This is a genomic window from Nocardia sp. NPDC051321, from assembly GCF_044455225.1.
Classification (GTDB): Bacteria; Actinomycetota; Actinomycetes; order Mycobacteriales; family Mycobacteriaceae; genus Nocardia.
Map to the genome: position 1 here is coordinate 93650 of NZ_JBITEM010000005.1, position 20588 is coordinate 114237.

The 20588-nt window shown below is 66.1% G+C and carries 13 protein-coding genes; 1 reads left to right on the top strand and 12 read right to left on the bottom strand.

The window, feature by feature from the left end; genetic code table 11:
* Nucleotides 1-174 precede the first annotated feature (174 nt).
* The 6 genes from ACIA8C_RS12880 to ACIA8C_RS12905 all read right to left on the bottom strand — a co-directional run bounded on the left by ACIA8C_RS12880 (nucleotide 175) and on the right by ACIA8C_RS12905 (nucleotide 6968).
* Nucleotides 175-1596 carry an MFS transporter gene (locus tag ACIA8C_RS12880; RefSeq protein ID WP_397134029.1) on the bottom strand — a complete coding sequence of 474 codons (1422 nt, stop codon included), beginning with the start codon at nucleotides 1594-1596 and terminating at the stop codon, nucleotides 175-177.
* Nucleotides 1597-1700: 104 nt separating this feature from the next.
* Entirely contained in the window at nucleotides 1701-3053 is a 1353-nt protein-coding gene (locus tag ACIA8C_RS12885; protein WP_397134031.1) for a carotenoid oxygenase family protein, read from the bottom strand.
* A 92-nt stretch (nucleotides 3054-3145) separates the two neighbouring features.
* Entirely contained in the window at nucleotides 3146-3658 is a 513-nt protein-coding gene (locus tag ACIA8C_RS12890; RefSeq protein ID WP_397134033.1) for an SRPBCC family protein, read from the bottom strand.
* Nucleotides 3659-3666: 8 nt separating this feature from the next.
* Nucleotides 3667-4590, bottom strand: a complete 924-nt coding sequence (locus ACIA8C_RS12895; RefSeq protein ID WP_397134035.1) for a VOC family protein — start codon at nucleotides 4588-4590, stop codon at nucleotides 3667-3669.
* A 43-nt stretch (nucleotides 4591-4633) separates the two neighbouring features.
* Nucleotides 4634-5485: a fumarylacetoacetate hydrolase family protein gene (locus tag ACIA8C_RS12900; RefSeq protein ID WP_397134037.1), complete on the bottom strand. Its 852-nt coding sequence runs from the start codon at nucleotides 5483-5485 to the stop codon at nucleotides 4634-4636.
* Nucleotides 5486-5522: 37 nt separating this feature from the next.
* Nucleotides 5523-6968, bottom strand: coding sequence for an amidohydrolase family protein (locus tag ACIA8C_RS12905; protein WP_397134039.1), 1446 nt, complete (start codon nucleotides 6966-6968; stop codon nucleotides 5523-5525).
* A 129-nt stretch (nucleotides 6969-7097) separates the two neighbouring features.
* Here ACIA8C_RS12905 and ACIA8C_RS12910 point away from each other — a divergent pair, with 129 nt between their 5' ends.
* Nucleotides 7098-7787, top strand: a complete 690-nt coding sequence (locus ACIA8C_RS12910) for a GntR family transcriptional regulator (RefSeq protein ID WP_397134041.1) — start codon at nucleotides 7098-7100, stop codon at nucleotides 7785-7787.
* A gap of 196 nt (nucleotides 7788-7983) precedes the next feature.
* Here the strand turns inward: ACIA8C_RS12910 and ACIA8C_RS12915 are convergent, their stop codons facing one another.
* The 6 genes from ACIA8C_RS12915 to ACIA8C_RS12940 form a co-directional block, all read right to left on the bottom strand.
* Nucleotides 7984-8793, bottom strand: a complete 810-nt coding sequence (locus ACIA8C_RS12915) for an ESX secretion-associated protein EspG (RefSeq protein WP_397134043.1) — start codon at nucleotides 8791-8793, stop codon at nucleotides 7984-7986.
* Nucleotides 8790-11348 carry a hypothetical protein gene (locus ACIA8C_RS12920; protein ID WP_397134045.1) on the bottom strand — a complete coding sequence of 853 codons (2559 nt, stop codon included), beginning with the start codon at nucleotides 11346-11348 and terminating at the stop codon, nucleotides 8790-8792. Before ACIA8C_RS12920 ends, ACIA8C_RS12915 begins: the two co-directional genes overlap by 4 nt.
* Nucleotides 11349-12179: 831 nt before the next feature.
* Nucleotides 12180-13091 (bottom strand): hypothetical protein, encoded by a 912-nt coding sequence (locus tag ACIA8C_RS12925; protein WP_397134047.1) that lies wholly within the window; start codon nucleotides 13089-13091, stop codon nucleotides 12180-12182.
* A 12-nt stretch (nucleotides 13092-13103) separates the two neighbouring features.
* The gene (locus ACIA8C_RS12930; protein WP_397134049.1) at nucleotides 13104-13598 is read right to left on the bottom strand and encodes a YbaB/EbfC family nucleoid-associated protein; all 495 of its coding nucleotides are present in this window, start codon (nucleotides 13596-13598) and stop codon (nucleotides 13104-13106) included.
* A 613-nt stretch (nucleotides 13599-14211) separates the two neighbouring features.
* On the bottom strand, nucleotides 14212-14520 hold the full coding sequence (locus ACIA8C_RS12935; RefSeq protein WP_397134051.1) for a hypothetical protein: 309 nt from the start codon (nucleotides 14518-14520) through the stop codon (nucleotides 14212-14214).
* Nucleotides 14521-14684: 164 nt separating this feature from the next.
* A complete protein-coding gene (locus ACIA8C_RS12940; protein ID WP_397134053.1) occupies nucleotides 14685-20582 on the bottom strand; it encodes a hypothetical protein in 5898 nt (1965 codons plus the stop codon).
* Between the last annotated feature and the right edge of the window lie 6 nt (nucleotides 20583-20588).

The window sequence follows — 20588 nt, forward strand, 5'->3', positions numbered from 1 at the left end:
GCACCGCGGGGGGCGTTTTGTGGGGTGGTTCGGGGGGGTGGTGTTTTCCCCGCTGGCCGGGGGGGGGGGGGGGGGGGGCGGGCGGGCGCCCGCCCCCACGATTCGGGTCATCGAGGCGGTGAGATCATCACCCATGTTCCCTCCCGTCGTCCCAGATTGCTTCGGACCAGCCGTTCACCGTGCAGGTCTGTCGCGGAGGATGGCGGTCAGTATGGCCGCGGCTGCGGCGATGGCCGCCGTGGCGGTGAACGCGGTGCCGTAGGCGTGGGCGAGCTGCGATGCGGTGGGGTGGTTGCCGGAGTCGCCGGCCGCGGTGGTGATGGCGAGTAGTCCGGCCAGCCCTAGTGCGCCGCCGATTTGCCGGGTGGTGTTGATCAGTCCGCCGGCCAGTCCGGTGTGTTCGGTGGGGACGCCGGTGGTGCCTTGTGCGGTGAGTAGCACGAATGCGATGCCTTGTCCGGTGCCGATGAGTAGTGAGGGGGCGGCGATGTCGAAAAGGAATCGCCCGTCGACGGGCGTGCGCGCGAGCCAGGCCAGCCCGGCTGCGAGCAGTGCCAGGGCGGTGGCCAGCAGGGCGCGGGTGTTGAGGTGTCGAGCCAGTTTCGGTGTGATCGTGGAGGCTGTTGTGATCATGATCGCCAGTGGCAGTTGGGTGAGGCCGGCTTGGATCGGTGTGTAGCCGAGCACCTTCTGCTGGTAGAGCGGGAGGAAGAAGAACAGTCCAAGCCATACCGCGCCGAGCAGCGTCATGACGATGTTCGCGGCCAGTACCCCGCCGATACGCAGGATCGCGGGCGCGACCAGCGGTTGCGATATCCGCCGCTGCGATCCGGCGAAGAGGATGAGCAGTATTACCGCCGCGATCAGTGGCACGAGAACGCGAGCCGAAGTCCAGCCGTATTGTCCGCCGACCGACAGCGCGTAGGTGAGCGCGGCGAGTCCACCGGTCACGGTGGCCGCGCCCCATAGGTCGATCCGGCCGCCCGCCGGCGGGTCGGCGGGCACCAGCGATATCGTGGCGACCAGCACCGCGAACGCTACCGGTGCTCCGATGAAAAATACTGCGCGCCAGCCGAATACGCCGGTCAAGAGGCCGCCCGCCAGCACACCGGCGACGCCGCCGATTCCCGATACGGCGCCCCATACCCCGATCGCCCTCGCGCGGCCCGCGCCTGCCGGAAACAGTGTCAGCACCAGTGCGAGTGCGGTCGGGGCGAGCAGTGCCGCGCCTACCCCCTGTCCGATTCTGGCGGCGAGCAGGACCGCGGCGGTCGGGGCGAGCCCCGCCGCAATCGAGGTGACCGTGAAAATCGCTGTGCCGGTGAGAAATACCCGCCGCCGCCCGAAGACGTCACCGAGTCGACCGCCCAGGAGCAGCAGGGCACCGAACGCGAGTACGTAGCCGTTGACGACCCAGGAAAGCCCGACCGGTGACAGTTCGAGCCCCCGCCCGATATCGGGCAGCGCGACATTGACGATCGAGGTGGTCAGCACGACCAGGAACTGTGCGGTGGCCAGGACGGTGAGCCCGATCCAGGCCCGAGCCGGCGGGGTGGGAGCCCGAGTCACGGGGACGGGCTGCGGTTGAGGGTTCATGAGCTGTCTCCAGGTCCACGCACAGTGGCCGTCCGACCGCTCGGTGGCATCGGACGGCTACACTGTTCTAACGAATTCGGTTGTGCCGCAAGTAGAAACGGCGATCAGTCGGCGATCCAGGATCCGTGGATACCGCCGGGCACATGCCTGGGCAGTTCGACAGCCGCGATCGGCGGCGCGGTGAAGTCGTGGGCGTCGAGAATGAGCAGCTCCGAGGCGGTGCTTGCGCGGTCGCCGACGAGGGTGAGCAGGTAGCCGTCGTCTTCACCCGTCGCGTCGGCGGCCGGGACGAAAACAGCTTCGCCGGGGATACGCCCGTCCCCGGTCGGGGCCAGCTGACGTGCGCCGGTGTCGTTGTCGTACTTGACGATTCCGACGCCGTGGTATCCAGAGCCGGGGTAGGCGACCGCGTAGCTGTAGCGGTTGCGGCGGCCGACGTAGTCGTCGTTGATGGTCGGGAATTCGGTGACCAGCGTGTCCAGCATTTCCTCGCGTGCCGCGGCCTGCCCGGGTTCGAGGACCCAGCGGTACTGCAGGGCTCCGGCGACCGGGTCGGTCGGGTATCCGGGTGTGCCGATCCACCACTTCCACGATGTCTCCCAGGCCGACCGGTCCAACCGAGGGCCTTCCACCACGACCCGCCCGGCCGCGTCCTCGTAGGCATTCGAAACATGCAGCATCGCACCGGGTTCCACGTCGAACCACTGCACCGGACCGGTGCCGGTGCGGGGCAGGATGCCCATGCGCGCCTGGTACGCGTCGTTCCATCGATACGGGATGCCGGAGGTTTCGGCGGGGTTGAAGGTCACCGACAGGTCCAGCCACACCGCGTAGTGCTCGGTGATCGCGAAGTCGTGCATCAGCGACGGGCCCGCCCCCTCAACGACCTGCTGGTGGCGCAGTTCGCCGTCGGCGGAGGCGATGTAGTAGATCAGGTGCGGCGCGACCGGCGAGTAGGCGAAGAAATGCAGTTCACCGGTAACCGTATCCACCTTCGGGTGCGCGGTCATCGCGGTTTTCAGCTTGCCGCCGAAGTCGTAGGCGCCGACCGTATCCAGCTCCGGAGTCATCTCGAACGGCAGGTTCGCCTCCTGCAGCGCCAGGATGCGGCCGGCGTGCTCGATGATGTTGGTGCCCGCCACACTTGCGGTCAAATCGATGCTGCCGTCCTCGCGGATCAAAGGTGCGCCGTCGAGGGCCGGCGTCTTCACCCACCGGTTGCGATACCACTCGGCCTGACCCTCACGCAGCCGCAGGCCGTGCAGCATGCCCGCGCCTCTGAACCAATGTGTCGGTGTGTCACCGGGTTTCGGGTTGTGGCCGTTGCGGAAGTAGCGGCCGTTCAGTTCGGCGGGGATGGCACCCCGCACCGACAGGTTGTGCGCGGTCATCTCGTCCGGCACGGGCTGGTAGTGGCCGGTCAGGTAGGGCTTGGCAAGGGTAGCGTCGCTGTTCATCGGATTACCTCATGATTCGTTCTAGTGGCGGGGCGCGCTTCGAGAACGCGCCCCTGTCAGGGTCTTCGTCGTCAATTCCGAGCAGCCACGGGCTATTCGGCAGTGCCCTCGATGTGCGCCTTCAGCAGTTCCAGTCCCGGCTGGACCTGTGCCGCGTCTTCGACCGGGTGCGGGCCGTGCGGCTCGGTGTCGGGGATCAGCCGCTGGAACAGACGGCAGAACAGGGTGGTCCCGTCGCCGAGGTCGAAGGTGGTGAAGGTGGCGATCGCGTGCATCGCCGCGGCCGGGGTACCGTCGTCGAGCACGTCGCGGCCGACCACCGTCCACAGTTTGCCGGGCACCCGCGCCACCACGGTGTATTCCTTCGGCTTCTCGTTCAGCTCCGGAAAGATGTACTCGAGCAGCACATTCCCGAGTTCGGCAGGGACGCCTTCGGTGCCGCGGCGCACCTCGGTGCCCGACGCGAAAGGCAGCCACTTCGGCAGATTCGACCAGGTGGTCGCCCAGTCGTAGACGACATGGGCCGGGCGCTTGACGACGATGTGGTTCTCGACGAAGCGGATGTTCAGGTTGTCCGGGATCTGGGGTACGTACAGGTCAGACATGATCTCTCCTATTGGGCGTGGTGCGCGCCGGTCATCAGCGCGGCGAGGTCTTCGGGGTGCAGGAACGAGGGCGGTGGTGGCGGGCCCCAGCTGAACAGGCCTTGGGCGCCGGTGAATACCTCCGGGCTCCAGAGCTGGTCGTCGATGATCGAGTCCATGTCGGAGTAGTACTCGGAGAAGTTGCCCGCCGGGTCCTTGAGGTACCAGAAGAAGTTCGAGCCCGCGTGGTGGCGTCCGAGCCCCCAAATGTGTCGTTCCGGGTTGCCCTCGAGCATGGCGGTGGCGCCGCGGCCGACATCGTCGACATCGTCGACCTGCCACGAGGTGTGGTGCAGGAAGTTGACCGGCGCGTTGAGCACAAGCACGTTGTGATGGTCGGTGGAGCAGCGCAGGAAAGCGCCCTCGCCCTTGATCTCGTCGGACAGCTTGAAACCCAGTCCCTCGGTGAAGAATCGGCGGGTGGCCACGTAATCCACCGAACCCATGACCGCGTGGCCGAGCTTGCGTGGCCGTACCGGGTCCTCGCGCAACACACCGGGGGCGCGGGTGCCGCTGCGTTCGATGCGGCCCGGCCCGTTGTACGGCGTCGCCGGTGTGACGGGCTGCCTGAGGCGGTTCGAGATCCGTACCACGGCACGGAAATTGGCGATCGGCTCCACGGTGGCGACCGAGTCGGCGGTGCGCTCCACGGGCAGGCCGAGCTTGCGCAGGCGGGCGGCCGCCGCGTCGAGATCGTCGGAATCGTCCGCGCCGATGACGATTTCGGCCAGCCGTCGGGAAGGTGCCCGGATGAGCCGGAGCTGGTCGCCACCGTCACGGGTGGACAGCCAGCCGTCCGATCGGGGTGCCAGCCCGAATTCGGTGTAGTAGTCGCGTGTCGCGGCCGGATCGGGTACGCCGATCGTGACCGACGACAGTCGATGCAAAGCCATTGTCTCTCCAGGGAATTCGTGTCTCCAGAAATGCTGGACGGGTTCAGTGCCCGGCGACCATCAGGTGACGCATCTCGCCGACGCCGCGCACGTAACTGACCAGTTCGTCACCGGGGGCGAGGTACCGCTGCGGGGTGCGCCCGAACCCGACGCCGGCGGGGGTGCCGGTGAAGATGACATCGCCGGGCAGCAGCGGAGTGATCGCCGACAGGCGCGCGATCAGCTCGGGCACCGGGAAAACCATGTCGGAGGTCCGGCCCTTCTGCATCTGCTCGCCGTTGATCAGGCTGCCGAGTTCCAGATCGTCGGGGTCGTCGAACTCGTCCGGGGTGACCAGCACCGGCCCGATCGGCCCGAAGCCCGGATAGGACTTGCCCATGCTGAACTGCGGCGCCGGACCGACCCGCTGCCGGACCCGCTCCGAAATATCCTGTCCCACAGTAACTCCCGCGACGTAGCGCCAAGCGTCCCGGGCGGCCACGTGGTGCGCCCGGCGGCCGAGCACCACGACCAACTCGACCTCCCAGTCCACCGTGCCCGGCACCAGGGAGACTGTCCCATACGGACCTGTCAGCGACGTTACAAACTTGGTGAACACCGCGGGCTCCTCGGGCACCGGCAACGACGACTCCGCGGCATGGTCGGCGTAGTTGAGGCCGATCGCGAACAGCTGCCGGGGATTCGGAGCCGGATTGCCGAATTCGGTTGTCGGGACGTCCGACAGTGGTGTGCCCTGTTCGGTGAGGGTGGTGCAGAACTCGAGCAGTTCGTCCCAGCGCTCATACGCCTCCTGGATGCTCGAGCCGAATCGGCCGCGGCTGGCGCGGGTGAGGTCGATGACAGTGTCGGACGCGGTGATCAGCGACAACCGATCCGAGATGGTGGCGAAACGCATGGGGTGGGCTCCTGACTGGACGGGATGTGGACGGTCGTCACTTAGACACGGGGTCACCGTGCGTGGCGGCTGACCGGTAGTCGGTGTAGGTGTAGGGGTTGTCGAGGACCTTGGTCTCGGGGATCTCCGGGTTCATGCCCTCGCGCCAGGCCTGCTCCCCGATCTCGGCGCGCAGGTAGTCGACCGTGGCCTCGACCGCGCGGCGCGCGCCGGCCAGGTCGACACCGACGAGGCGGTGGTCGCGCTTCACGATCCGGCCGTCGACCAGGACCGTGTCGACATCGGCGCGCTGGGCCTGCAGGACGACGTGTCCGTGCGGGTTGAGCAGCGGCGCCATCGCCGGCGACTGGTCGTTGCGGATGAGCACGAGATCGGCCTTCTTGCCGACCTGCACACTGCCGATCTCGCTGTCGCGCCCGATCGCTCGCGCGCCACCCAGCGTCGCCCACTCGACGACCTGCGCGGCATGCAGGGAGGCGTGGGTGACGGTCTCACCGCGAGCGTGCGCCGCCTGATGCTCGGCTGCGCGGTCGGCACCCAACGTCGTGCGCATGGCGGAGAACAGGTCACCACTGCAGAGCACACAGCTGTCCAGCGACAGCGACACCGGAATTCCGTGCGCGCGCAGGGCGGCCGTCGCGGGATAACCCTGCCCGGCACTCTGCTCGCTCTCGGTGGACACCGACACCGATCCGCCGCTCGCCGCGATGCGGTCGTATGAGTCCGCCGAAAGCGTCGAAGCGTGCACGTACACCGTCCTGGCCTCGGCGTAGCCGTGCTCATGGATCAGTCGCACGGCGTCGTCGCCGGTAGCGCCCCAGACTCCGGCGTGCGTGGTCACCGCCAGGTCCAACTCGCGGGCTACCTCGAACGCCCGCTGCTCGGGAAAGCTCGGATCGCCGGTGACGTCGAAGGCGATCTGGAAGCCCTCGAGATCGCCGGCCCGGCGCTCGAAGAACTTGCGGAACTCCGGTGTACCCGTCCAGTTCGCGGGCGCGTCCTGGATGTTGCCGTAGGCCAGCACGAACCTGCCCGGTACCGCGGCGAGCGCGTCGACCGCGGCGTCGGCATGGTCGATCGTCTGCAGGCCGTGCGACCAGTCCACGCAGGTGGTGACCCCGGCGTCGAGCGCCTCCAGCGCGCCGAGGAGGTTCCCGGCGTGGATGTCTTCGGGCCGAAACTTCGTGCCCCAGTTCAGGTAGTACCACACGAAGTACTGCGAGAGTGTCCAGTCCGCACCGTAGCCGCGGGTCGTGGTCTGCCACATGTGCCGGTGCGTGTCGACCATTCCTGGCATGACGATGCCGCTGCGGGCGTCGATCTCGTCGGTGCCGTCGGGAACGACGAGATCGGCACCGATGGCGGCGATCCGGCCGTCGACCACGAGCACGTCGTGGCCTTCGAGCACGGTCCGGGCGGAATCCATGGTGAGGACGGTCCCGCCGCGGAACACGGTCGGACGGTGCAGGGCGTGCGAGCGCATGGCAACTCCTCGAATGACGTTGCTCGGTAAGGGTTTCGGCCCTCCAACTGCAGAGCTGCGAACACTTTCGAAAGTAGCCGGTAACTTTCGAAAGTGCAAGAGACATTCGTAAACTGCTAGAGTGTGCGCATGACGAAGAGCGGCGGGACGACCCGCACCGACGGCATCCATCAGGCGTTGCGGGCCGACATCCTCGGCGGTCGGCTGGTGCCGGGCGAACGCCTCAAGTTCCCCGACCTGGCCGACCGCTACCAGGTGAGCGTCGGCGCCACCCGCGAGGTGCTGACGCGGCTGGTCGCCGAGGGGTTGGTGGTGACGAAGGCGCATCAGGGCTACCAGGTCCGGCCGCTGTCGCACCGAGACCTGGCAGAGCTGACGCAGGCGCGGGCGGAGATAGAATCGCTGGTCCTACGGCTATCCGTACTGGAGGGCGATATGCCCTGGGAAGCCGATGCCGTTGCGGCACACCACCTTCTGGAACGCACGCCATACCGGAACCCGGCGGATCCGGACCGGCTGACCGACGAATGGTCGCAAGCCCACGCCGCCTTCCACCACGCGCTGCTGGCGGGCTGCGCCAACCAGCGACTGCTCGACGCGGCGCGGTCGCTGCGGCAGGAGGCCGAGCTGTACCGGCAGTGGTCGGTGTCCATGGGTAACGAACCCGGCCGCGACGTCGCCGCCGAACACCGAGCACTGCTCGACGCCGTGCTCGCCCGCGACGCCGACCACGCACAGCAACTACTGCGCGACCACATCACCCACACCACCCAGCTACTGATCAGCTGCGCACCCGACCAACCGAACCGGGACGGGTGAGCGCATCCGGGAGGTGTGCCTAGCAAGGCCACGACCGTCCCTGTTTCGGCTTGTGCGTCCGATGGCACGCATCCGCAGCCCGCGGGGGGCGCAGGGTCACCGTGACGGCGGGACCGATGGGTGGTCCGGGCAGGTGCTCCAGCCGCCAGGGGCTGAAGATGGTGGCCAGTGTGATGACGGTCTCCTAGCTCTGAATTCAATACCGGTCTTCGGGACGCCCTGATTCCCAATGGGTTTCCAGCCGCTGCATCAAATTGCCGATATCCTTCTGGATCCGCTCGACCAGCATCTGACGATTCGTACCGACCGCGAACGGCGGCTCGTCCAGCGAAATCACATATCGGCCGTCACCGATCACATCGCGCCACATCATCGTCGTCTTCTGAATCCCGCGTGGCCCGTACTTCGACCGGCCCTGCACCACCTCGATCGTTCCCGTGCAGTCGGCGGGACGCTGAAAGAACCGCTGTGTCCGAGAGATCAACGTGTTTTCCCGATCGTCACGGAGGTAGCTGCCGCCCCAACTCGGTGCGACGTCCTCGGTGCGGTCGGTGACGATCGGGATGCCCGGCAGCTGACCGGCCTCCACCCGTGGTAGCAGCTCCTCCACGGCGTCGGCCAGCCTGCGCGGATCACATTCGGTCACCGTGAACGCAACGGTGTCGTAGGTAAGCGATCCGGGCGTCTGCTCGAAGACATAAGCGAGAGCGCCTGCGCGAGCGGCATATACGCGCAGCCCCTTCGTCGAGTTGCGCATATTTCGTTCGTCCCAACTCGACACCTCCACATACAGCTCCGGGGCACACAGCACCTCGATCGCGCCGTCGAACCAACCGTCCAGCCGCCGCTGCAGGTCCTCCCAAGCCGCACGTTTGCGTCGCTCCAGGTCGTCTGCGAAGACCACCTCGTCGCTCTCGAGCCAGAACGGCTTGGGCAGCAGACCCTGACGATGCCGCTCACACAGCACGACGAATTCGAGCACTGTGAATTTCCACTGGCTCGTCACGGCTCGATCACCGACTTCGACCACGCGGCGTCATCGCCGAGGCCCTCCTCCAGATTGCTTGCCGCATCCAGATACTTGGGCCGCTTGTATTCCTTGGCCGCACCGCCCTGCGCGCCGCCCATCCCGCCGCCCATGCCGCCGCCCATGCCGCCCATCGGCGTTCCTGAAGCGTCGGAACCGGTACTTCCCGCCTGTATGGTCGACATCTGCGAATTGCTGAGCCCGCTCTGCACCGACGCCCGCGGGAACAACTTCGACTCGACCATGCCATGCGGGGCATCAGGCGCGTGCGGTGCGCCACCGCCCCCGCCGCTACCTCCGGGAATTCCGGCATGGGCGCCACCGAAGGCAGCCGCGATATCGTTCGGAATCGCACTGCTGTCGAAACCGGGGATATTGAGACTCTGCAGATCGCCGATACCCGGGATGCCGGCCAGGCCGCTGCTCGTCAGACCGGCGAATACCTCGGTGCCGGCCTTTACCACATCGGTGAGCGCCGAAGACGCTTCCTTGAACCCGTCCATCAGCGTCTTCAAAATATCGGCGCCGCCCGGGGTCTTGGCCAGCGGACTCGCCGGGTTGCCAAGCGTGTCGGGGCTCAGCTTGCGCAGCGTCTCCGGATCCAGCTTGCTCAGCGTGTCCGGATCCAGGCCCTTCAGTCCGTCCGGCCCGAGACCGCCGAGGAGGTCGTTGCCCATCTTCTTCAGATCCTCGGGACTCAAGTGCTGCACGAAATCCGCGCCCAGTTTCTGCAAGTCCTCGGGGCTCATATTCTTCAACAGATCCGGGTTCAAGCCACCGAGCAGATCCTTGCCGATCTGCTGCAGTGCCTCCGGACTCAGATCCTTGAACGGGTTCTCGCCGTGCATCAGCTTGTTGATCAGATCTTGGGGCGATCCCGGCGGCGCCTTGGGGCCCGATCCCGGTTTGCCGTTCAACCCGGGTTTGGTGAGCTGGTGGCTCGCCGCCGGACTGGTCTGCGGATTGTTGGACGTGTTGGAGCCGTTGTCGCCGTTGTTGCCGTCGCCATTGCCGGACCCGCCGTCGCTACCGGATCCGTCACCGCCACCCTGGTTTCCGCCGCCCGGGGGATTGACATTCGGGTAGGCGGGCAGGTTGCCGCCGCCCGTGCGTGAGACATCCTTCGAACCGCCACTTCCCTGCGAGCCGCCTCCCTGGGAACCGCCGTCTCCCTGGGAACCGCCACCTCCCTGGGAACCGCCACTTCCCTGGTAACCGCCACCTCCCTGGGAACCACCACCGCTTTGGGAGCCACCGCCGTTCGAGGGGTCACCAGCACCCCGGGACTTGCTCTGGTTGTAGCCGCCCTGAGATCCGCCGTTGTCGTTGCCGCCGTTGTTGCTACTACCGTTGTTGTTACCGCCGTTGTTGTTACCGTTGTTGCCGCCGTTGTTGTTGCCGTCGTTGTTGCGGTCTTTGTCGTCTCGCAGAGTGCGTCCAACGCTGGTGCGGCGGTATGCCAGAATCTTTTTTTCATCGCCATTGTTACCGTCGTTGTTGTTACCGCCCGGTGGAGGCGCCGGCGCGGCACCGGTTACGGCCACAATGGGCATGGCTTTGACAGCGTTTTCGACACCGGGCTGGTACGCGTTCTTGTACCTCTCGCGCCAGCCCGCGAGTCTCTTGTTCTTGTGGCATGTGTCGGCATCATCGTCGTCCCATTTCTTGGCCGGAATATCCTGAGACATGTAGTTCAACCACTGAGCACAGTAGCTCAGATCGCTGCCCAGGCCCTTCAGCTCTTCGGCAAAGGAGCTCGAATCGTCGGCGAATCGCCCGATCGCCTTCACGGCCTGGTCCGCACCCTCACCGGTCCACATATCGGAGTTCAGCCTCTTCAGGGCCTGGTTCAGGTCCGCGAGATCATTCGTGAGATTTCCGGCCATCCAGGTGTACCGGGCACCGGTGTCGTATGCCACCTGATCATTTCCCGTCAGGGAATGACTGAAATTGTAATATGTGTCGTACGACCAGAGGTCGGCGGACTCGGTCGAAATCGATTTCTCGCTGCCCGCCCCGACTGCGGGCGTCAACGGATTCGGCTTATCGGAGGCCTTCGACATTGTTGTCGTTGTCGGCGGGTCGCCCTTCGGGGCTGTCTTTGTGGTCAGCGCGGCCTGTAGATCGCCGACCTTGTCGAAATCATTGGTATTCTGCTTTTCGGTCCGGAGATAGTTGCCACCGGCGCTACTGAACGTATCGCCCATGTCCTCCAGGATCCGCTTCATCGTATTCATCGTTTCGATGACGTCGTTACCCTTGGTATTGAACCGATGAGTAAGCTCCCTGCCGCCGCTCTCGGTGGACCAATCTTTCATATCGTTCATATGATATTCTTTGATGAAGTCCTGATACCACGCCAGGTTTTCGATCAGGTCGTGGCACCGCCGTACGCATTCGACCACGGCCGCCATGTCGAACTTCAGGTCGGTCTTCATCGTCAACTTGCCGCTGTCCGCGTTGGCGCGGTTCTTTTCCCAGTCGTCGTACGTCGCCTTGGTCGTGTCGTCGATCTTCTGGGGTGCGTCAGCCATCTGCGTTACTCCTCGTGGTCTTCGTGGTGGGCCGCTGCTCTACGACCGGTTCGGTCACGGAGATCGGAGCCCCCAAAGTGAATGGGACATCGGTCGATTCGCTCGCTCCGGCGCGCTGCTCGGACGCCTCGTCCGGCGGGGGCATCAGCACCGATTGGAGCTTCCTTCCGGGCTTGTCATCCTTCTTGCGATTCCGACGCGACTGTTTCTTCGGCGCTCCGGCAGCATTGCCCGGTGCTGCCCCCTGCGACGCGGACCCAGGGGCAGCGGACGGCCCGGTGGGTGCGGGCCCGTCCGGCATCGCGGGCGCCCTTCCCGGCATGGACGGACTCGTCGCTGGCGAATTCGGCCCGGAATTCCCTTGCTGCTCCTGAGTTCCCGGATGCAGTGGGTGCGCCGGACGGCTTTCTGATCCCAGTGCGTTCTGCCCGTCGGCGGAGCCAGGGGCACCTGAATCGCCTCCAGCGCCGGTTCCGTCCGACGCGTTCTCGGAACCCGATACACCCGAGCGGTCCTTAGAACCCGAGGGATCCACAAGCGAACTCGAATCGTTCTCACTAGTGGCATTCGGGCTCGCGGTTCGAACCGGCGGCCGCTGGCCGTACAAGTCCCGCGAGGTGCCTGAAGCATCTGTCGCACTCGAGTCCTTCGATGCCCCCGGCTGCTCCTGCGAACCCAGGGCACTAGGCACGCGCGGAGATTGCGGCCGTTCCCGCAGATCTCGAATATCCCCGGAACCCGAACCTGACGCCGAGGCCCGCGAACCCGGCAGCGGCCCATCGGAATTCAGCCGCACCGGGCGACGCAGCGGCGGTTCCGGATCGTTCGAACTCACCGACGACACCGACCCCGGACGACGCAGCAGTCGCGATTCGACCGAACACACCGACGACACCGACGCGGCAGCGGCTCCGCGTCATTCGAACCCATCGACGACACCGACGTCGATGGGCGCTGCGATGGTCCCGCGGCGATATTCGAGTCGGCCGTCGAGCGCGCCGACGACTGGAGACCGCTCTTGGGCGGTTGCGACACCGAACGGTCGTTCCCAGGGAACCGGCGGGTGTCGGGCGGACCGCCCGCGGACTGGTCGCTCGCTCCACCGGATACCGACGAGCCGCGGCCGCCGACGGACAGATTCGATGACGCCGCTCTCGATGGCGCCCATGCCGTCGAGCTGGACGAACTTCCGCTTTTCTCAACATAATTCGAGACGGCCCCGGACTCACTTCGACCCCCAACTGCCAACGACAGCACCTTGGCCACGATTCTTTGCTGGATCTGCAATTTCAGGCGGCGCACGGCGATTTGGGTGGCCACTTCCTCGGCCGCCCGCACGGCCGACGCGGTCGGTACGGTCGGCGGGAATGCCCATGCCCAGGCGATTTCGACAGCCGACAGCGAGACGATGGTCATCAGTTTCGCGACCTGCACCGATGTGTCGAAATCTTCGGTCGCATCGGTGATCTGGTCCATGAAATGCGCCAGCGAATCCATCGATTGGTCACGAGTCAGCATCTGATCGAACAACGCGCCGATTTTGTCCCTGCCGACGCCCTCGGGATACGCGGAGACCGAGGCGCGTTTCACGCCTTCGATTTCCGGAGTCAGTTTCCGCAGCGCCTCTCCGACCTGCTTGTAAGCGGTCGAAACCGCCCAGACCTTGTCCTCGTCACCCCCGGGCCACGCACCGCCCGCGATCCACCCCAGCCAGCTCAGCTCCGGCGGCAGATACAGACTCATCCCGCAGCGACCTCACTCGTCGTGGTCTCTGAGCATCGACCGGCGTCCGAAGGGCTCGGCATCGCCGAAACCCGCGTCCTCGTCGTCGTATCGGCGCTCGGACGAGTTCGGCGGCGCGGTCGACACCGGCGGCGGCACCGGAATCACGGACCTGAAATCCGGCATGCCCTCGATGAGGTCCGACGGGTGCGGCAATCGGTCCTTGCGCTCCCGCAGCGGCGCCATCAACCGACGGCCCCGCTCGCCGACCTGCGCGGCCGCGGCCTGGACGGCCTCGGTGATAGCCGCGGCGATCTCACCGTAGGACAGGTCGCCCACATCGTCGGCGAACCGGGTCTCGATGAGGATGCCGTCGGCATTGACGGTCACGCTGATTCGCTTGTCACAGGCGGTGACCGTCGCGGTGAGCCGCGACCGATCGCGCTGGATTTTCGCGATACCCTGCATTTGTTCGGCCAGCGCTTCCATCATCATCGCGGCATCGGCCTGCAGCCGTTCGTTCACCACCGGAGGTCTCCGCATCGTCGGACCAGTTCACAGCTTGGGTTGACCGCTAATCAAATGACATGACTCAGAGTAAACCAGAGCATATGGCTGACGTCAATCGAGCGCAGCGCGCCTACCGTTCCCCCATGCGCGAGGAGGCCGCGCCCCGCACTCGGGCAGCACCAAGGATTCGCGAAGCCGTTGCGCTGCAAGGAACGCAGTACCTGCGGTCGCGGACCTTCTCGCTCGCTCGATTAGCCACCCTGACAATGCAGTTGGACGACCCGAGCCACCGTCCGACAGGCCGAACTCTTCGAGCCGACCCGCTAGTTCCGCTCTCTCGATCACCCCCCGCGCGGCGCCGAAGCCGTTGCGGTTCCAGATGTTTCGCCGGCATCCGGGCGCGCGCCGAAGCGGCGAGTTCCGCGATCATCGGGCCACGCATCGAGCCCATGGTCGAGAAGTCGATCTCCAGGTACTTGGCAACCCTACCGAGACGTCGACGCGTTCGAGTACTACTTCGACACCCATCGCGCGCATCGCCGCAATCGGCGCCTCGTGCTCCGCATCGATTGCCGCCCGGGGAACCGGCAACCGATCCCCACGACGGCAATGCCCTCGTGCTCGGCATAGATCATGATTGCCGGCCGTCCATGTTGTCCATTTTGTCTGCTGCGTCACGCATGCCTTTGCTGAACTTGCCCGCCGAATCGACCATATTGTCGCCGCCGGTGAGCAGGTTCTCCGCAGATTTCCCGTAACCCTTATCGCCCTTGACGAACTTGTTGCCATAGTCGTCGTGGCCCCACGGATAGTCACGCGCGTTGATCGCGTTCTTCAGCGTGGTGATGATGTCTTTCGCCTTGTCGCCGACCTCGTCCATCTGGTCCGCGCTCTGCCGCAATCGGGCGGTATCCACCCGAATTTGCCGATCTCCGGTCATGACGGTCTCCTAACTCCTGCGCTGTATTCAGTACCGGTCCTCGGGGCGTCCCCATTCCCGATGTGTTTCGATGTCGTCCCGAATACAGCTATTACCCAGCTCGGCGCGATATGTTCGACGGGGTCCGGTCACAATCTTCATTTCCGTCCAGCGTCACCTTGTCGTCAGCCATCTGTAGTACTCCTGATCGTCGTGGTGGGTCGCTTCGCTATGACCGCCTCGGTCGCGGAGGGCGAGGCTCCCAAAATGAACGGGACGTCGGTCGAGTCGCCAGGTCCGGCGCGCTGCTCGGAATCCTCGTCCGGCGAGGGCATGAGCATCGATTTCGGTTTCTTACGCGGCTTGTCGTCCTTCTTACGGCTTCGGCGCGGCTGCTGCCGCGCAGCGGAGGCACCGCCGGGCGCAGTTCCCGGTGGCGGCGCTCCAGATGCGGAAGGTGCCCCGCCGGGTGCGGACGGCACGGCGGATTGGTGACCGTCCTGCATCGCGGACGCTGGCATCCTCGGCATGGACGACTGCGTCCCGTTCCCGCTCGACCCGGAATTCTCCTGCTGCCCAGGCACTCCCGGATGCTGATCCGGATCCAGCTGCGCACCCGGATGTTGCGGGTCTGCTGGAGGGCGTTCGGCTCCCGGTGCACCGTGCTGGTCTCCGGAACCTGGTGCACCCGAATGATCTTCAGCACCAGCGTCCACCGACGGTGCCGCAGAATCCGTCGCACCCGAACGGTCCCCAGCACCAGGGTTCACCGACGGGTCTGCGCCATCCGATTTGTACTCGGATCCCTGAGATCCGGCGTTGTCGTCTGCTCCCGGCTTGCCTTCTTGCCCGGGCGATCCCGAATTATTATCGCCACCGGTCGCTTTCGGATCTCCCGGTTGGCCCAGCGGGTGCTCACCAGCCGAATTGCGCGGTGTCCCTGAACGATCCGGCTGACCCTCGTCGCCGGAAGTTCCCGGATGGTTCTGCGTGCCCGGAGCGCCCTGCCTAGTCGTATCCTGCGATTGATCCGACTGATTCCCGGCACTGGGATTGTTCGGGGAGCCGGGTTGATCGGGGGTTCCGAGTCTGGAACCGCCTGAGCGTGATTGTCCTGGCTGATCCAGGCCCCGGTACTGGGCAGACGGATCGGACCGGCCGGAGCTGTTTCCGTCGCCCGGCCGCAATTGCCGCGACGGGTTCGAGGCTCCAGTCGAACCTTCCGTTCCCGGTCGCTCGACCGAACCACCCGGTGCCGTCGGCAGGGTGTTGCTAGGACCCAGCCGCCAGAAGTCCGGCGACGGCTCGTCTCGACCGTTCGTCTCCTCCCCTGCGTCCCCGTCCGGTGACAGGAGCGGCGGCACCGTGTTCTCCGCGGCATGCAGATTCTGCAGCATCCTCGCCAGCATCGCCGGGTCCGGTCGAGGCGGTAGGTGCCGCGCTGGCGGTCGGTCGTTATCTGGCGAGCGGTGATCACCGCCGGAGCTGCCACGGTCTTCGGAACCACCGACGTGCCCGCCATCGTGGCGCGAGGTGCCGGAGCTGCCGCCATCTTCACCGGAACCGCTCGGTCCACCGGAATTGCCACCACCGCCGAGACCGCCGGAGCTGCCGCGATCGGAGCCACCGAAATTCCCGCCGCGATCGGAGCCGCCGGAATTCCCACCATGGCCAGGTCCACCGGAGACGTGATCGTAGTCGTCCCCTCCTGGACCCGGGAAGTTCGGATCGTTGTCGTACGGACCGGGATTCGGCGGGCCTCCGTTGGATGGATCATCATCCGGCCCCGGCCAAAAGTCCGAATCCGATGGATCCCAGTCGTACTGGGGACCCCAATACTGTTCCGGCGCATCCGGATCCGGAAGGTCTGGGTCCGGCGGCGCCTGGTTCTTGTCGTACCCCGGCGGAATCCAGTCGTCGGCGAGCGGCGCGGTCGGCGCTTCATACCCGCCTATTGGCTTCCCGTTACCGCTCAGCGGATGCGGCTTGATCTTGGCGGTCAGGCGGGCGCCTTCGACATAGGGACTCCTCGGGTCGACCGGAGGTGCGACCGTCCCATCGGGAGCGGAGATGTGCACCTTGTTCTTGTCGTCGACATGCCACGTGGTGCCGTCGCCCCTGCTACCCCACGACGTCTTGTCCGGCGCCGTGATCCGCACCGCCCCATCGGCACGGACCTCACGCAGCGGGCCGTCTTCGCCATGCTTGACGAAAGCCATTCCATCCGTGCGGGTTCCGCGCACCACCTCGTCGGTGTCGGTGAAACGCACTTCGCGCGGACCGATCTCGGAGATCGTACGGTCCTCGTGCTCGACCCGGAACCCACCCGGCGTCTTCTCCAGCCGCGCACCATTGGACAACTCGATCGGTTCGCTCAGCGACCGGGCTTCGGTGTGCCCGTTCGCCTCTGTCACCCGCACCGAATTACCCGAACCGCGCTCATAGGTGGTGCCGCCGTCGAACACCTTGACGCCGTTGGGCGAGGATTCGAAGCCGGTCCCGTCCGGCCGCTCCATCTGGACGACACCGGGCTTGCGCGCACCGTCCTGGCCGAAGCCGCCGAGCCGATCGCGCATCCCGATGTTCGACGTGTCGTGCACGTCATGGTGGATCACCGTGCCGTCGGGGTGCCCGGTGCGCCCGCCGCCCTGCGGATCCGCGGCGTCGAATACCACATGCGTGGTGCTGTCGGGATGCTCGACAGTTACCGCGCGATTTGGTTCGACGGTTTGCTTGGTCTGGTCGGGGCCGATGGTCACGGTTGGCTTGCCCGGCCCGGACTCGACCACGGTGTCGTCCGCCTTGTGCACGGTCCTGTCACCGGTGGGTGAGATGAATTCCGTTGCCCTGTTGGGCCTTACGATCGTGGTCCAATCGCCCTGGGACTTCGTCCGCACCGCGCCGTCGTCCAGCACGGTGTGCGAGACGCCATCGCGCCGAGTGAACGTCGGCGACTGCACACCGCTCCCTTTGCCCGAAGTCGCCCCGGGATGGGCCGTCGGGCTGGTGCCGTCCGGTCCGACGAACACGATCGAACGATCGGCCTCGACCTTCAGCAACTGCGGATCACCGGGGCGACCCACCAGAATGGTCCGATCATCGCCGACCACATGCCTGGTTCCGTCCGGAGAGGTGACAACCAGATTGTCGTCCTCGTCCCGGTGCCGCCCCGGCGTGCCGATGTGCACGGTGTTGTCGTGCGTGGTGACCGTCGTCGGGTCGTCCGGCCGGGTGTGGGTGGCGGTTCCGTCCGGATCGAAGTGCGTCCGGTCGTCCCACGGCGAACGCAGTTCCGCGCTGCCGTTTCGCCGGACGATCGTCGTCGACTCGTCCGGGGACTTCGTCCGCACCGAACCGTCGGCGAGCACCGTGTGCTCGGTACCGTCGTCCCGGGTGAAGCTGACCTCGCCCTCGCGGGCTGGACCACCGGTCCACGAACCTGGTTCCGCCACAGGATCATTGCCGGTCTTGGGCACGAATTCGACCGAGCGATCCGGACCTATCTTGACCCAGTGCGGGTCCTCGGGACGCCCGAGGAAGATGTTCTCGTGCTTGTCCACCCAATGCTCGGTGCCATCGGACGAGGTGACCACCACATCACCCGACTCACCGCGCGACCAGTTCGGATGCTCCTGATCGCCCTCGAACGTCCGGACTCCCGGCTCGGCGTCGTCGGGCCCACGCCGCCCGTTCGGGCTCGAATGCTGTTCCGGCGGAACCGATCCCCGCAACGTCTCACTCGGCGGCAGCGGCTGTCGCTGCGGCGGGAGACCGGACTCCGGCGAACGCGGCCTCGACGGCGAGCTACCACCCGAATCCGAATCCGGCGTGCGCCGAACCGGCGGCAGCTGGTCACCGGAGCCGGACACCGAGAACCGCGACGGCTTCGGGTTGTTCGAACCCATATCCGAACCCGGCGAACGCGGTGGCGGCCCATCGAGGTTCGGCCCCGTTGGACGGCTCGACGACAGCGGCGTCTCCCCCTCCGACAGCCGCTGTCGCTGTGGCCAGACACCGGACTCCGGCGAACGCTGCGGCGGCGGTCCATCGAGATTCCCCCCGGCTGGACGGCGTAGCGACTGCCCCGAGTCACTCGAACCCACCGACGACACCGCCGACGAACGCGGCGGCGGACCCGACTCGTTCGAACTCATCGATGACACCGACGCCGGCCCGCGCTGTGATTGTCCCGCAACGATATTCGAGTCGGGCATCGGGCGCGAGGATGTCTCGATACCGGCCTTGGGCGGTTGCGACACCGAACCGTCGCTCCCTGGGGACGGACGGGTGGCGGGCGGACCGCCCGCAGGCCCATCGCCGGCCCGATTGATCACCGACGAGCCGCGGTTGTCCACCGACGGGTTCGACGAGGACGCTCTCGACGGCGGCGGTCCCTCCGAGGCGGACGAACTTCCGCTGCTCCCGGAATGATTCGAGAATGCGGGAGACGCACTCCGGCCGTCCCCAGCGCTCGACGACCCGCTCGATGAACCCGAGCCACCGCTCGATGACCCGGTCGACGAGTGCGAACCACCGCTCGACGAACCCGAACCACCACTCGACGACCCACTCGACGAGTGCGAACCACCGCTCGACGAACCGCTCGACGAACCCGAGTGGCCGTTCGATGATCCATTGGACGAGTGCGAGCTATCGCTCGAGAGCGGCTCATACCGCCAGGAATTGGCCGTACCTTCCGACTCACTGCCGTTGTAGTTGCTTCCGGTATCTCGGGAGGCTTGCGATCTCGTGCCCGAGCTGCCCGAATGCGAACCGCTCGAGCTGTCCTGCGAGTTTCTACTGGACGGTGACGCGGCCGAACCCTGCGAATTGCCGTGCCCGGTAGACGAGGCCGGGTGCGTCGCCCGCGAACCCTGCCCGCTCGCCATCGATCCGGACCGGTCACCGGGCGAAGGGGCAGCGTCGACCGAGTCTTGGTTGCCACCCCCCGACCTGTTCGATCCGACCGGATTCTGGTTCGTAGCGTAGTCGCCGCCGAATCTATTGCCCTCGAATCCGTTCCGGGAACGCTGGGATCCGGCCCCGCCGAGGTCGAACGAGAATCCGCCCCGCCGAGGGTTGTTCACCGACCCGTCGGCAGGCAGCTTCCACTCGACCTCGAAGGGCTTGTTGTTGAACCGACTATGGCCGAAGTAGGCTTTGGCACCGCCCCCGAGCCCGCCGTGTGCCACGCCGCCGACCCAGCCGTGCGGGTTGCCGAGCGTCTCGGACCAGTCACCGGTGACCAGACCGGCACCGACGCCACCGAAAAAGCCGAACACCGGGCTGGAACCGACCCCGACGATCACGCCGTTCCCAGCCCGGACCCACGGATTCGCCAGCTTCTCCCCGAAGAACTTCGAGGTGTACTTGTTGATCCAGTTGGCCCCGGCCCGGCCGAACGGTGCGCCGGCGCCGCCCGCGGCCAGCGATGCCCCGAACTCTTTCCAGTTGAAATGCTTCCGGTGCCCACCGGGCCCCATCTCACCGACCTGCACGAGCACGTCCAGTCCACCGGAAATGAGCGCCCCCTCCAGGATTTTCACCATCCATTGCTTACCGAGGTTCGCGAACTTCTCCGCGAATGTCGCCGCCGCCTTCGCCGCGATCTTTTCCTGGATTTGTATTTCGAGGCGGCGCACCACGATTTGGGTCGCTGCTTCCTCGGACGCCTCAACGATTGGTGCGGTTGGCGGCCAAGTAGCGTAGGCCCAAGCGATTTCGATGGCCAATGCCACCAGCGAGACGATGGTCATCAGCTTCGCGGCCTGAACCGATGTGCCGAATTCTTCGGCGGCGTCGGCGATCTGGTCCATGAAATGCGCCAGCGAATCCATCGACTGATCGCCGGTCAGCATCTGGTCGAACAGCGCGCCGATTTTGTCGCCGCCGACACCCTCGGGATAAGCCTCGACCGCGGTGCGTTTGACGTCCGCGATTTCCGGTGTCAGTTTCCGCAGCTCCTCGCCGGCCGTACGGTAGGCGCTGGCAACCGCCCAGACCTTGTCCTCGTCACCGTCCGGCCACGCACCACCGGCGACCCACCCCAGCCAGCGCAATTCCGGCGGCAGATACAAACTCATCCCGCA